The following is a 12,620-nucleotide window of genomic DNA, read 5'->3' on the forward strand; positions in this document are numbered from 1 at the left end:
CTCGCCTGAGGCCGAATCAGATGCCGTAACCGCAGGTAGCAGGCCGACGCCTGCACGCGTCTTGGCGCGTACGCGACAACCCTTTGCCGGAGGTATCTCGCTTGGACGACCAGTCGGCGCGACTAGTGGAAGGTCAAGTGACGGCCAATCACACGGCAATGATAGGTTTTCACCTAGCCGTCTTTATCTCGTCATTACGCACGGCACTGCCGCTGCGGGATACTTGAAGGAATCGCTGGTGAAATCGCGCGCGCGCAGAATGTTGTTTACGGGTGTGATCGGGGTCGTCTCCGTGGCCCTGGGTGTTTCTGCCTTTGGCGTTGCCATGGCGGACCCGGGGCCTGTGGAGGAAGACAACCCCCCCAGCGGGGTGGAGACGTTCGAGTACCCCAACGCCGCCGCGATTCTGAAGGAACGAAACATAGTCCTGCGGAAGGGTGACGGCCACATCCTGCTTGCCGACTGCGGCGTCACCAAGGACATCGTGATCTCGACGTCGAAGGTGCTACCCGGACAGACACCGGAGGGGCAGTACTGCTTCAAGGTGACCGGAACCGGCAAGACCGGCTATCTCGCCCTCGAGGTCCCGGAGACCTACAACGTTTACGCTGGCGCTGCTCCCGTGCGGGCAACCGCCACCGTCGGAGACCAAGTCGAAATCGTCGACGTCCCCAAGAAGAAAATGAAGGCCGTGGGAGAAGGCCATGCCGGCCAGGACGACAAGACCGCGATCCTGGTCGAGCTTCGGCTCATCGGCTGACCTTCACCACCAGAGGATCCCATCAGCGGTTCCTCCGTACGACTTGTTTGTTCTCTGACCCAGACTGGATCAACATGCCTGCCAGACACCCGCACACACCGTGGGTCACGGGATTGCTCGCCACCACTGCAGCAGCGAGCCTGCTCACTGCTACGCCCGCCGGCGCTGTCGCCGGTGAGACCGTCCAGGACGGCGCTTACACCTTCACCGCGAAGCTCGATGTCGGCGGCGAGCGCGGCTGCTCTGCCACTCTGATCGACGAGCAGTGGCTGCTCACGGCGTCCAGTTGCTTCGCCGACAAGCCCGCACAGGACTTCAAGGTCGCCCCTGGTGCACCCAAGCTGAAGACCACAGCTGTCATCGGCCGCACCAATCTCAACGGCGAGACTGGGCAGGTAAGGGACGTTGTGGAACTTGTCCCGCGCAAGGACCGCGATCTCGTCATGGCGCGGCTCGCGGCTCCCGCAGCTGGCATCACGCCGGCGGCGCTCGCTACCAGCGCTCCGGCCAAGGGCGAAGACTTGATGGTTGCCGGCTACGGCCGTACGAAGGACGAGTGGGTCCCGGACCGTCTCCACAGTGCCACCTTCTCCGTCGGGTCGGTCAAGGACTCCGCTCTTCGCCTCGCTCCAAAGTCGGCCGACGCCGTCATGTGCCAGGGCGACGCCGGTGGCCCCGCGTTTCGCGAGAACGGCGGCCGCTACGAGCTGGCCGCAGTGCACAGCCGTTTCTGGCAAGGCGGCTGCCTCGGCACCGACAAGAGCGAAACCCGTACCGGTGCCGTCGACACCCGCGTGGACGACGTCACCGGCTGGATCCAGCAAGTCCGCGCCCTGCCCAAGCGATACCTGACCACCACGGGCGACTTCGACGGTGACGGCAAGGCCGACATCGCCACGCTCACCGACTACGGCCAGTCCAAGGACGGCCGCAGCCAGGCCGCCCTGTGGGTCCACACCGCCGGCGGTGAAGGCTTCAAGGAGCCGCGCGCCGTGTGGGAGACCGGCACCGGTGGGATCGACAGCTGGCGGTGGGATGCCAGCAAGCTGACCTCTGGCGACTTCAACGGCGACGGCAAGACCGACATCGGCATCCTGTACAACTACGGCAAGACCGATGGCAGCAACAAGACCGGCCTGTGGACCTTCACCAGCAACGGCACCGGATTCAACGCCCCCGACAAGGTGTGGGAGAGCGGTTCGGGCGCCTGGAAGAGCTGGAACTGGGACTCCAGCAAGGTGACCGCCGGCGACTTCAACGGCGACGGCAAGGCCGACCTGGCCGTCCTGTACGGTCTCGGCACCAACCCCCAGGGACGCAACGAGACCACGCTGATGACCTTCACCAGCAATGGGAAGGGCTTCGAGACGCCCGTCAAGGTGTGGGAGAGCGGCCCGGTCAGCTGGAACTGGAACTCCAGCAAGCTGACGTCCGGCGACTTCAACGGCGACAAGAAGGCGGACCTCGCCGTCCTCTACGGCTACGGCAAGACCTCCGACGGTCGTAACGAGACCGCCCTGTTCTTCACCGCGAACGGCAAGAACGGCTTCGACGAGCCCCGCAAGGTCTGGAACAGCCTGGAGTGGCAGAACGGCAAGGGCAGCTGGAGCTGGGACGCCAGCAAGATTGCCGCCGGTGACTTCAACGGCGACGGCAAGACCGATGTCGCCGTCCTCTACGGCTACGACAAGACTGCCGACGGCCGTAACAAGTCCGCCCTGTGGGTCTTCCCCGGCACCGACAACGGATTCGGCGACCCGCGCAAGATCTGGGAGAGCGGTCCCGGCACCGTCGAAAGCTGGAACTGGAACACCAGCGAGCTGACTGCCGGCGACTTCAACGGTGACGGCAAAGCCGACATCAGCGTCACCTACGACCTCGGGCAGGGCTCCGGCGGCCGGAACGAAGCCGCTCTGTGGACCTTCACCAGCAAGGGCGACGGCTTCAACGAGCCCCACATGGTCTGGACGAACAAGCTGTAGTACGGACGGACTCCTGACGACGGGGGCCGGTTCCTTCGGGATCCGGCCCCCGTCGTGCTACGGGTGAGAGCTTCAGAACCCCGCAGGCTCCGTGTACGTCCCCCACTCGTCCCTCAGCACGCCGCAGATCTCGCCCAGCGTCGCCTCCGCCCGTACCGCCTCCAGCATCGGCTCGATCATGTTCGAGCCGTCCCGGGCGGCGGTCAGCATGGCGTCGAGGCAGGCCTGTACCTTCACGTCGTCGCGGGCCGCCTTGCGCTCGGCCAGGACGCGCACCTGCTCGCGCTCGACCTCGTGGCTGACGCGGAGGATCTCCAGGTCGCCCGTGACCGAGCCCTCGTGGCAGTTGACGCCGACGACGCGCTTGGCGCCCTTCTCCAGCGCCTGCTGGTAGCGGAAGGCGCTCTCGGCGATCTCGCCGGTGAACCAGCCGTCCTCGATGCCGCGCAGGATGCCGGAGGTGACGGGTCCGATGGGGTGCCGGCCGTCGGGGTGCGCGCGCAGCCCGCGCTCCTTGATCTGCTCGAAGATCTTCTCCGCGTCGGCCTCGATCCGGTCCGTGAGCTGCTCGACGTACCAGGCGCCGCCCAGCGGGTCGGCGACGTTGGCGACGCCGGTCTCCTCCATCAGCACCTGCTGGGTGCGCAGGGCGATCTCGGCGGCCTGCTCGCTGGGCAGGGCGAGGGTCTCGTCGAGGGCGTTGGTGTGCAGGGAGTTGGTGCCGCCGAGGACGGCGGCGAGGGCCTCCACCGCGGTGCGCACGACGTTGTTGTACGGCTGCTGGGCGGTCAGCGAGACGCCCGCCGTCTGGGTGTGGAAGCGCAGCCACTGGGCCTTGTCGGTCTTCGCCCCGTAGACCTCCTTCATCCAGCGGGCCCAGATGCGGCGGGCCGCGCGGAACTTGGCGATCTCCTCGAAGAAGTCGAGGTGGGCGTCGAAGAAGAAGGACAGGCCGGACGCGAACGCATCGACGTCCAGGCCGCGCGAGAGGCCCAGCTCGACGTAGCCGAAGCCGTCCGCGAGCGTGTAGGCGAGCTCCTGCGCGGCCGTCGCCCCGGCCTCGCGGATGTGGTAGCCGGAGACCGACAGCGGCTTGTACGCGGGGATGGAGCGCGCGCAGTGCTCCATCAGGTCGCCGATCAGGCGCAGGTGGGGCTCGGGCTGGAAGAGCCACTCCTTCTGCGCGATGTACTCCTTGAAGATGTCGGTCTGCAGCGTGCCGTTGAGGATGCCGGTGTCGACGCCCTGCCGCTCGGCGGCCACGAGGTACATGCAGAAGACGGGGACGGCCGGGCCGCTGATCGTCATGGACGTCGTGACGTCGCCCAGCGGGATGTCCCCGAAGAGGATCTCCATGTCGGCGGCGGAGTCGATGGCCACACCGCAGTGGCCGACCTCGCCGAGGGAGCGGGGGTCGTCGGAGTCGCGGCCCATGAGGGTGGGCATGTCGAAGGCCACGGACAGGCCGCCGCCGCCGTTGGCCAGGATCATCTTGTAGCGCTCGTTGGTCTGCTCGGCGTTGCCGAAGCCGGCGAACTGCCGGATGGTCCAGGTGCGGCCCCGGTAGCCGGTGGGGTACAGGCCGCGGGTGAAGGGGTACTCCCCGGGCCAGCCGATGCGCTCGAAGCCCTCGTAGGAGTCGCCGGGGCGGGGGCCGTAGACCGGGGCGACCTCGTCTCCGGAGAGCGTGGTGAAGTCGGCGTCGCGCTTGCGGGCCTTGTCGAACCGGGCCTGCCAGCGGCTGCGCCCCGCCTCAATGGCTGCTGCGTCCATGGTGGTCTCGTCTGCCTCTCCGCGCCCCGTGCAAGGCCCAAGGTCAAGAATTTAGTAGGACGTCCTACTAAATTTTCGCGCAAGAACGCCCCGGACACAAGGGGCGGCGTGTCCGGGGCGGTGCGGAGCGAATCGGCGCGGTCAGGCGCGGGCGGTCGCCGGGGCGGCGTCCGTGATCAGCGGCTCGATCTCGCGGACGACGTTGCGCTCGACGAAGAAGGCGGCCGTCGGGATGGTGCCGGAGACCAGCACCCAGAGCAGCTTGCCCAGCGGCCACTTGGCCTTGGAGCCCAGATCGAAGGCGAAGACCAGGTAGATGATGAAGAGCACGCCGTGGATCTGGGAGATCACGAGCGTGGCGCCCGCACCTGTGTCGAAGCCGTACTTGAACACCATGCATGTGCACAGGACCAACAACATGACGGCAGTGAGGTAGGCCATCACCCGATAGCGGGTCAGCACGCTGCGTTTCATGCCTATGAGACTAAACCACCCGTGAAAACCCCCGCGGACGCGGGGAGCAGGTCATGCGGCTCGTACTCTGCACCGCCATGGTGGGGTCATCCCCGCTCATTGCGGGGATCAGGCGTGCCGACCCGGTTTCACCGTAGTGGCGGACTTCACTCCGCGTCCTCGAAATCCCCCGACGCCACCCGCAGGGACCGCAGCATCCGGAAGATCTCCCCGCACTCGTCCGCGTCGTACGCGCCGAGCCCGAAGTCCATGGCCATCAGGTCGCGCGTGGCCGACTCGACGACCTCGCGGCCCTTGTCGGTGATGGAGGCCAGCGTGCCGCGCCCGTCGTTGGGGTTGGGCCGCTTGTCGACCAGGCCCGCCTTGACCAGCCGGTCCACGGTGTTGGTCACCGACGTGGGGTGCACCATCAGCCGCTCGCCGATCTTCGACATCGGCAGCTCGCCGGCCTTGGAGAAGGTCAGCAGCACCAGCGCCTCGTACCGCGCGAACGTCAGCCCGTACGGCTTGACGACCGCGTCGACCTGCCCGAGCAGGATCTGGTGGGCCCGCATGATCGAGGTGATCGCGGCCATGGACGGCACCGATCCCCAGCGCTGCTTCCAGAGCTCGTCGGCACGGGCGATGGGATCGAAGGGGAGGCTGAGGGGCTTGGGCACGGAACGAGCCTACAGTTCGGGCATATCCCGGCCGGGGCTATCTCAGACTTCGGACGCGGGGCCCCTGAAGGGGCGGCGCCGGACGTACGGGGGCCAGGCCATCGGACGCCGGGCGCGCCCCGCCTCAGGCCGTGGGCGCCGACGGCCGTCCGGGGTCCGTCGCCGCCGCCTCGCGCACCAGATGGACCGCGTCCACGAGGCTCAGCCGCGGCTGGGCCTTGCGCAGCGCGCGGATCGCGTGGATCTCCTGCGTGTGCAGGTCCACGCCCTGGGTCGCGACGATGCCGCGGACCCACTCGCCCCGGATCTCGCTCTCCGGCCGCGCCGCCCGCTCGGCGATCAGCGCGGCCGCGCGCTCCAGGCCCGGCCGGTCCTCCGCGCTCGCACCCGCGAGCGTCTCGCGCACGGCCTCGGCGACCGCGTGCGAGTCGCGCAGGACGACGACGCCGAGGTCGGGCCCGGAGCGCTTGGCTCCGCCCTTGAACAGTTCGAACATCGCTCGGCTCCCCCTGTCGATCTTCCTCGGGGGGCCGAGCGTACGGCACGGTGCCCAGGCCTCGTTCAGGAGGAGGCGTCGGCTCCGGATGCACCGTCGGCGAGGTAGCGCTCGACGGTCTCGACCTTGGACGTCAGCCCTCCGGTGACGCCCTGGCGGATGTCCGCCTTCAGCACGAGGGAGACCCGTCCGCAGCGCGCCTCGACGGCGGCGACGGCGCGCTTGACGACGTCCATGACCTCGTCCCACTCGCCCTCGACGGACGTGAACATCGCGTCCGTGCGGTTCGGCAGCCCGGACTCGCGCACGACGCGGACCGCGTCGGCGACGTACTCGCCGACGTCCTCGCCCACCCCGATCGGGGAGACGGAGAAGGCGACGATCATGCGTTGATCACGCCTTCCTTACGGGCGCGGGCGGCGATGACGGTCGCCTCGGACTCACGGCGCAGCATGCGGTCGGCGAAGAAGCCGCCGGCGGGCAGGACGGAGAGGACGAAGTAGAGGGCGGCGGTCTTCAGCTGCCACTTGGCCGTCACCCAGGCGTCGATCCAGAAGATCACGTAGATGATGAACAGCACACCGTGGACGCCGCCCATCACGGGCACGGCGTTGAAGTCGGTGGTCCGCTTCAGTACCGAGCAGACGATCAGGAGCAGGAAGGACACGGCCTCCGGAGCGGAGACCAGGCGGAGCCGGCGCAGGGCGGAGGCGGTCTTGAGGTCCACGGGGGCACACCTTCGGTCGACGTGGCTGGACGGTCACAGCTTGTGACGGCATTCACAAGCTGCCCCATTGTCGCAGCCCCGGAAACGATCAGCGGATCCGGGTCCGTTCCGGAGTACTTCAGGGGCCATGGGGCCTGTTGGAGGCGTATGTCCGCCCGCTAGCGTCGGGGGCGTGGCTCAGTTTCGGCTCCATGGGAGCAAAGTTCTCGCCGTCGACATGGCGGGCGACGCGGTCAAGGCCAAGAACGGCTCGATGGTCGCGTACGAGGGCGATATGGCATTCAAGAAGATGACCGGCGGCGGTGACGGCCTGCGCGGCATGGTCACGCGCCGGCTCACCGGCGAACAGATGGAAGTCATGGAGGTGAAGGGGCACGGCACCTGCTACTTCGCCGACCGGGCGAGCGAGATCAACCTCGTCACGCTGCGCGGCGAGACGCTGTACGTGGAGGCCAGCAACCTGCTCTGCACGGACTCGGCGCTGCGGACCGGCACCACGTTCACGGGGCTGCGCGGCGCCTCGCAGGGCAACGGGCTGTTCACCACCACCGTCGAGGGCTCCGGCCAGGCGGCGATCCTCTCGGGCGGCACGGCGATCGTGCTGCGGGTGACCCCGCAGATGCCGCTTCAGGTCGACCCCGGCGCGTACATCGCGCACACCGGGCGGCTCAAGCAGCACTTCCAGTCCGGCGTGAACTTCCGGACGTTCATCGGGGAGGGCTCGGGAGAGGCCTTCCAGATCCGCTTCGAGGGCGAGGGGCTCGTGTACGTACAGCCCAGCGAGCGCAACACGATCGGGGGTGACGTGTAATGCCGTTCCGGCTTCTCAACTCGCGCATGGTCGAGGCCCAGGTCATTCCGGGGCAGCGGCTGTTCAGCCAGCGCGGCGCCATGCTCGCCTACAAGGGCGACGTCTCCTTCACCCCGAGCATCACCGGCGGCCAGGGCGGCGTCATGGGGATGATCGGTCGCCGCATCGCCAACGAGGCGACGCCGCTGATGACCGTGGAGGGCAGCGGCACCGTGATGTTCGGCCACGGCGGCCACCACGTCCACGTCATCGAGCTGTCGGGCGACACCCTCTACGTCGAGGCGGACCGGCTGCTGGCGTTCGACGGGACGCTGCAGCAGGGGACGATGTTCATGGGGTCGCAGGGCGGCGTGATGGGCATGGTGCGCGGTCAGGTCACCGGGCAGGGGCTGTTCACGACCACCCTCAAGGGGCACGGCGCGGTGGCCGTGATGGCGCACGGCGGCTTCATCGAGCTGCCGATCAATCCACAGCGCCCGGTCACCGTCGACCCGCAGGCCTACGTCGCCCACAGGGGCGACGTCCGCAACAAGCTGACGGCGGCGCTGGGTTGGCGTGAGGTCGTCGGTCGCGGCAGCGGCGAGGCGTTCCGGCTCGAGCTCTCGGGCAGCGGCACGGTGTACGTACAGGCCTCGGAGGAGAAGCTGTGAACGCCCCGGTCATCCATGACGCGTCGACCCTGCCGGCCGACGACAACGTCAATCCGTACGCCTTCAGCGTGGACCTCAAGGGTCAATGGTTCCTGCAGAAGGGGAAGATGATCGCCTACTACGGGCGGATCGACTTCCACGGCATCGGCCACGGCCCCCTGGACCGGCTGATCGCCGGCAGCTTCCACTCCCCCCTGCACGCCGCCGACTGGGTGGTGGCGGAGGGGCAGGGCAAGATGCTGCTCGCCGACCGGTCCTTCGACGTCAACTCCTACGACCTGGAGGACGGCAACCTCACCGTCCGCTCGGGCAATCTGCTGGCCTTCGAGCCGACGCTGGCGCTGAAGCAGTCCATCATCCCGGGCTTCCTGACCCTGATCGGCACGGGCAAGTTCGTGGCCGCCTCCAACGGTCCGGTCGTCTTCGTGGAGCCGCCGGTGCGCGTGGACCCGCAGGCGCTGGTGGGGTGGGCGGACTGTCCCTCGCCCTGCCACCACTACGACCACCAGTACATGCGCGGAGTGATGGGCGGCGTGCGCAGGCTCACGGGTATCGGCGGCGCCTCCGGCGAGGAGCACCAGTTCGAGTTCGTCGGGTCCGGGACGGTGCTGCTGCAGTCCACCGAGCAGCTGATGGAGGAGATCGCCACGGGCGAGGGTCCGCCGCAGCAGGCCGGCGTTCCGCACGCAAGTGCCGGAAATCAGACAATGACGCCGCGTCTGCCGGGCCAGCTCGGCGACCTCCAGCGCCGCTTCGGGCTGTGAGCGGTACCCTGCAGAGTGTGACGTCGAACGCATGACCTCTCCTTACGCTCGCCCGTAACCGCCCTTAGTTAATCTTTCAACTTCTTAGGTAGAATCCATTCATGGACACCGAGAACGGCACTCGCTGGCTCAGCGACGAGGAACAGGCCACCTGGCGCGCCCACCTGGACGTGAGCCGGCTGCTGATGCACCAGCTCGAACGGGACCTGCAGCCGTTCGGCCTCACCAACAACGACTACGAAATCCTGGTCAACCTCTCGGAGTCGGACGACCACCGGATGCGGATGAGCGATCTCGCGACCGCCACCCTGCAGTCCAAGAGCCGTCTGTCGCACCAGATCACGCGCATGGAGAACGCCGGGCTCGTCCGCCGGGAGAACTGCGAGTCCGACCGGCGCGGGCTGTTCGCGGTCCTCACCGAACAGGGCTGGGAGACCATGCGCAAGGTCGCCCCGCACCACGTCGCCTCCGTGCGCGAGCACTTCGTCGACCTGCTGTCGCCACAGGAGCTCAAGGCGCTCCACGAGTCCCTGGCCCCGGTGGCCCGGCACCTGCGCTCCACGCGCGGCAAGGTCTGACCGTCCGTCGGCCCCGCGTAGGTGAAGTGAGCCCGGCGCACGCGCCGGGCTCATCTCATGTCCGTGCCGCGTTCTCCGTGAGACCGGCGACGAGTTCGTCCGCCGCCGCGTAGGGGTCGATCCCACCGGCCACGACCCGGGCCGCGAGAGCGTCCACGCGCCGGTCGCCCCGCAGGTCCCCGATGCGCTCGCGCAGTGCGGTGACCGCGATGGTCTCGACCTCCCGTGCCGCCCGCAGCCGGCGGCGCTCGGTCAGGGCGCCGCGCTCCTCCATCCACGCGCGGTGCTTCTCCAGGGCCTCGACGACCTCGTCCGTGCCCTCGCCGCGGGCGGCCACCGTCTTCACGATCGGGGGCCGCCAGTCGCCGGGGGCACGGGACTCGCCGAGACCCAGCATGTGGTTGAGCTCGCGGGCCGTGGCGTCGGCGCCGTCCCGGTCGGCCTTGTTGACGACGTAGACGTCGCCGATCTCCAGGATTCCGGCCTTGGCGGCCTGGATGCCGTCACCCATTCCGGGGGCGAGCAGCACCACGGACGTATCGGCCTGGGAGGCGATCTCCACCTCCGACTGGCCCACGCCCACCGTCTCCACGAGCACCACCTCGCAGCCGGCCGCGTCCAGCACCCGGATCGCCTGCGGGGCGGCCCACGCGAGGCCGCCGAGGTGGCCGCGCGTGGCCATGGAGCGGATGTAGACGCCCGGGTCGGAGGCGTGCTCGGACATCCGCACCCGGTCGCCCAGCAGGGCGCCCCCGGAGAAGGGCGAGGAGGGGTCGACGGCCAGGACGCCGACCCGCTTGCCCATGCGGCGGTACGCGCTCACCAGCGCCGAGGTCGACGTCGACTTGCCGACGCCGGGCGAGCCCGTGATGCCCACGACGTAGGCGTGGCCCGTGAGCGGGGCCAGGGCGGCCATCACCTCGCGCAGCTGCGGGGACGCCCCCTCCACCAGTGAGATCAGCCGGGCCACGGCCCGCGGCCGGCCCTCCCGTGCCTGCTCGACCAGCGTGGGGACGTCCGCCATGACTGCTCCGTTTCGTTCCGGTCCGTTCGGGTCCCGCTCGGGTCCGCCGCGGGGGTCAGTTGCCGGGGACGCGGAGGATCAGCGCGTCGCCCTGGCCGCCGCCGCCGCACAGGGCCGCGGCGCCGACGCCGCCGCCGCGCCGCTTCAGCTCCAGCGCGAGGTGGAGCACGATGCGGGCGCCCGACATGCCGATGGGGTGACCGAGCGCGATGGCCCCACCGTTGACGTTCACCTTTTCCGGGGATACGCCCAGATCCTTCATTGACTGCACCGAAACGGCGGCGAATGCCTCATTGATCTCGATGAGGTCGAGGTCCTCGACGCCCAGCCCCTCCTTGCCCAGCGCATGCCGTATGGCGTTGGACGGCTGCGACTGCAGGGAGTTGTCGGGGCCGGCCACATTGCCGTGGGCGCCGATCTCGGCGATCCACGCCAGGCCCAGCTCCTCGGCCTTGGCCTTGCTCATCACGACCACGGCGGCCGCGCCGTCGGAGATCTGCGAGGACGTGCCGGCGGTGATCGTGCCGTCCTTGGCGAAGGCGGGCCGCAGCTTGGCCAGCGACTCCACGGTGGTCTCCGCGCGGATGCCCTCGTCCTTGCTGAAGATGACCGGCTCGCCCTTGCGCTGCGGGATCTCCACGGGGGTGATCTCCGCCTCGAACAGCCCGTTCTTCTGGGCGGCGGCCGCCCGCTGGTGGGAGCGGGCCGCGACCTCGTCCTGCTCGGCGCGGCGGATGCCGAGGCGGGTGTTGTGCTTCTCGGTGGACTCGCCCATCGCGATGTTCTCGAAGGCGTCCGTCAGCCCGTCGTGGGCCATGGCGTCGAGCATCCCGACCGCGCCGTACTTGAAGCCCTCGCGGGACTTGGGCAGCAGGTGCGGGGCGTTGGTCATCGACTCCTGACCGCCGGCCACGACGATGTCGAACTCACCCGCGCGGATGAGCTGGTCGGCCAGCGCGATGGCGTCGAGGCCGGACAGGCAGACCTTGTTGACCGTCAGCGCGGGGACGCTCATGGGAATGCCGGCCTTGACGGCCGCCTGGCGGGCGGGGATCTGCCCGGCGCCGGCCTGCAGGACCTGGCCCATGATCACGTACTGCACCTGGTCGCCGCCGATCCCGGCCCGGTCGAGGGCGGCCTTGATGGCCACCGCCCCCAGGTCGGCGCCCGAGAAGGTGCGCAGCGAGCCCAGCAGCCGGCCCATGGGCGTGCGCGCGCCCGCGACGATGACGGAGGTCGTACCGGATGTTCCGTTCGTACCAGACATGGGCGCTGCCCCTTCGAGCGGAGGATGTTAACGACGGTTTCCGTCAATGTACTGAGCAGTACCGCACCGGGTCACCGGGCCGAAGGTGTGATCGCGCGCACGTTGCGTAACCACCCCGTCCGGCGGTGCACTGGAGCCATGCTGACGCGCATCGACCACATCGGGATCGCCTGCTTCGACCTCGACAGGACTGTCGAGTTCTACCGTGCCACGTACGGCTTCGAGGTGTTCCACACCGAGGTCAACGAGGAACAGGGCGTCCGCGAAGCCATGCTCAAAATCAATGAGACGTCCGACGGCGGGGCCTCGTACCTGCAGCTGCTCGAGCCCACCCGCGAGGACTCCGCGGTCGGCAAGTGGCTTGCCAAGAACGGCGAGGGCGTTCACCACATCGCGTTCGGTACGCCCGACGTCGACGCCGACGCCCAGGCCGCCCGGGAGAAGGGTCTGCGGGTGCTCTACGACGAGCCCCGCACCGGATCCATGGGCTCGCGCATCACCTTCCTGCACCCGAAGGACTGTCACGGAGTGCTGACGGAACTGGTCACCTCCGCGCCTCCCGGGACGACGGAGCACTGACCCTCCCCTTCCCCGGCCGGTAGAGTGCAGGTTCGGCCGGGTACGGGTGGCCCCCGGACCGGGCTGTACCGATGAT

General features: G+C 68.8%; 15 protein-coding genes. 7 read left to right on the top strand and 8 right to left on the bottom strand.

What is annotated here, in order from left to right:
- Positions 1-238 precede the first annotated feature (238 nt).
- Positions 239-760, top strand: a complete 522-nt coding sequence (locus AB0G59_RS06670) for a hypothetical protein (protein ID WP_360908749.1) — start codon at positions 239-241, stop codon at positions 758-760.
- A 74-nt stretch (positions 761-834) separates the two neighbouring features.
- The gene (locus tag AB0G59_RS06675) at positions 835-2,742 is read left to right on the top strand and encodes an FG-GAP-like repeat-containing protein (protein WP_360908751.1); all 1,908 of its coding nucleotides are present in this window, start codon (positions 835-837) and stop codon (positions 2,740-2,742) included.
- Positions 2,743-2,814: 72 nt separating this feature from the next.
- Here the strand turns inward: AB0G59_RS06675 and AB0G59_RS06680 are convergent, their stop codons facing one another.
- The 6 genes from AB0G59_RS06680 to AB0G59_RS06705 all read right to left on the bottom strand — a co-directional run bounded on the left by AB0G59_RS06680 (position 2,815) and on the right by AB0G59_RS06705 (position 6,871).
- Positions 2,815-4,515, bottom strand: coding sequence for a methylmalonyl-CoA mutase family protein (locus AB0G59_RS06680; protein WP_360908753.1), 1,701 nt, complete (start codon positions 4,513-4,515; stop codon positions 2,815-2,817).
- Between the two features lie 141 nt (positions 4,516-4,656).
- Positions 4,657-4,989, bottom strand: coding sequence for a DUF3817 domain-containing protein (locus AB0G59_RS06685; protein WP_360908755.1), 333 nt, complete (start codon positions 4,987-4,989; stop codon positions 4,657-4,659).
- A gap of 146 nt (positions 4,990-5,135) precedes the next feature.
- Positions 5,136-5,648 carry a MarR family transcriptional regulator gene (locus AB0G59_RS06690; RefSeq protein WP_360908757.1) on the bottom strand — a complete coding sequence of 171 codons (513 nt, stop codon included), beginning with the start codon at positions 5,646-5,648 and terminating at the stop codon, positions 5,136-5,138.
- 124 nt (positions 5,649-5,772) lie between these two features.
- A complete protein-coding gene (locus AB0G59_RS06695) occupies positions 5,773-6,144 on the bottom strand; it encodes a hypothetical protein (RefSeq protein ID WP_360908759.1) in 372 nt (123 codons plus the stop codon).
- A 65-nt stretch (positions 6,145-6,209) separates the two neighbouring features.
- Positions 6,210-6,530 carry an MTH1187 family thiamine-binding protein gene (locus AB0G59_RS06700; protein WP_360908761.1) on the bottom strand — a complete coding sequence of 107 codons (321 nt, stop codon included), beginning with the start codon at positions 6,528-6,530 and terminating at the stop codon, positions 6,210-6,212.
- Positions 6,527-6,871, bottom strand: coding sequence for a DUF3817 domain-containing protein (locus AB0G59_RS06705; protein ID WP_360908763.1), 345 nt, complete (start codon positions 6,869-6,871; stop codon positions 6,527-6,529). The genes AB0G59_RS06700 and AB0G59_RS06705 overlap by 4 nt, the downstream gene beginning before the upstream one ends.
- Before the next feature lie 127 nt (positions 6,872-6,998).
- Here AB0G59_RS06705 and AB0G59_RS06710 point away from each other — a divergent pair, with 127 nt between their 5' ends.
- The 4 genes from AB0G59_RS06710 to AB0G59_RS06725 all read left to right on the top strand — a co-directional run bounded on the left by AB0G59_RS06710 (position 6,999) and on the right by AB0G59_RS06725 (position 9,674).
- Positions 6,999-7,682: an AIM24 family protein gene (locus AB0G59_RS06710; RefSeq protein WP_071962648.1), complete on the top strand. Its 684-nt coding sequence runs from the start codon at positions 6,999-7,001 to the stop codon at positions 7,680-7,682.
- Positions 7,682-8,332, top strand: a complete 651-nt coding sequence (locus AB0G59_RS06715) for an AIM24 family protein (protein WP_071962649.1) — start codon at positions 7,682-7,684, stop codon at positions 8,330-8,332. The genes AB0G59_RS06710 and AB0G59_RS06715 overlap by 1 nt, the downstream gene beginning before the upstream one ends.
- Positions 8,329-9,096: an AIM24 family protein gene (locus AB0G59_RS06720; RefSeq protein ID WP_360908766.1), complete on the top strand. Its 768-nt coding sequence runs from the start codon at positions 8,329-8,331 to the stop codon at positions 9,094-9,096. Before AB0G59_RS06715 ends, AB0G59_RS06720 begins: the two co-directional genes overlap by 4 nt.
- A 101-nt stretch (positions 9,097-9,197) precedes the next feature.
- Positions 9,198-9,674: a MarR family transcriptional regulator gene (locus AB0G59_RS06725; protein WP_360908768.1), complete on the top strand. Its 477-nt coding sequence runs from the start codon at positions 9,198-9,200 to the stop codon at positions 9,672-9,674.
- A gap of 55 nt (positions 9,675-9,729) precedes the next feature.
- On the opposite strand, the gene meaB is transcribed toward AB0G59_RS06725, so the two are convergent.
- Both meaB and AB0G59_RS06735 read right to left on the bottom strand, forming a co-directional pair.
- A complete protein-coding gene (gene meaB / locus AB0G59_RS06730; RefSeq protein WP_360908770.1) occupies positions 9,730-10,698 on the bottom strand; it encodes a methylmalonyl Co-A mutase-associated GTPase MeaB in 969 nt (322 codons plus the stop codon).
- Between the two features lie 55 nt (positions 10,699-10,753).
- Positions 10,754-11,965: an acetyl-CoA C-acetyltransferase gene (locus AB0G59_RS06735; protein WP_360908772.1), complete on the bottom strand. Its 1,212-nt coding sequence runs from the start codon at positions 11,963-11,965 to the stop codon at positions 10,754-10,756.
- A 138-nt stretch (positions 11,966-12,103) separates the two neighbouring features.
- On the opposite strand from AB0G59_RS06735, the gene mce reads away from it, so the two are divergent.
- Complete coding sequence (gene mce / locus AB0G59_RS06740; protein ID WP_360908775.1) at positions 12,104-12,544, top strand: methylmalonyl-CoA epimerase; 441 nt, start codon at positions 12,104-12,106, stop codon at positions 12,542-12,544.
- Positions 12,545-12,620: the final 76 nt, after the last annotated feature.

The sequence above is a fragment of the Streptomyces sp. NPDC021096 genome (genome assembly GCF_040641275.1).
Classification (GTDB): domain Bacteria; phylum Actinomycetota; class Actinomycetes; order Streptomycetales; family Streptomycetaceae; genus Streptomyces.

Excerpts from the sequence above, each read along its gene's own strand:
- AB0G59_RS06675 (WP_360908751.1), top strand. The coding sequence starts at position 835 with ATGCCTGCCAGACACCCGCACACACCGTGGGTCACGGGATTGCTCGCC.
- AB0G59_RS06680 (WP_360908753.1), bottom strand. The coding sequence starts at position 4,515 with ATGGACGCAGCAGCCATTGAGGCGGGGCGCAGCCGCTGGCAGGCCCGG.
- AB0G59_RS06685 (WP_360908755.1), bottom strand. The coding sequence starts at position 4,989 with ATGAAACGCAGCGTGCTGACCCGCTATCGGGTGATGGCCTACCTCACT.
- AB0G59_RS06695 (WP_360908759.1), bottom strand. The coding sequence starts at position 6,144 with ATGTTCGAACTGTTCAAGGGCGGAGCCAAGCGCTCCGGGCCCGACCTC.
- AB0G59_RS06700 (WP_360908761.1), bottom strand. The coding sequence starts at position 6,530 with ATGATCGTCGCCTTCTCCGTCTCCCCGATCGGGGTGGGCGAGGACGTC.
- AB0G59_RS06710 (WP_071962648.1), top strand. The coding sequence starts at position 6,999 with ATGGGGCCTGTTGGAGGCGTATGTCCGCCCGCTAGCGTCGGGGGCGTG.
- AB0G59_RS06715 (WP_071962649.1), top strand. The coding sequence starts at position 7,682 with ATGCCGTTCCGGCTTCTCAACTCGCGCATGGTCGAGGCCCAGGTCATT.
- AB0G59_RS06725 (WP_360908768.1), top strand. The coding sequence starts at position 9,198 with ATGGACACCGAGAACGGCACTCGCTGGCTCAGCGACGAGGAACAGGCC.
- meaB (WP_360908770.1), bottom strand. The coding sequence starts at position 10,698 with ATGGCGGACGTCCCCACGCTGGTCGAGCAGGCACGGGAGGGCCGGCCG.
- AB0G59_RS06735 (WP_360908772.1), bottom strand. The coding sequence starts at position 11,965 with ATGTCTGGTACGAACGGAACATCCGGTACGACCTCCGTCATCGTCGCG.
- mce (WP_360908775.1), top strand. The coding sequence starts at position 12,104 with ATGCTGACGCGCATCGACCACATCGGGATCGCCTGCTTCGACCTCGAC.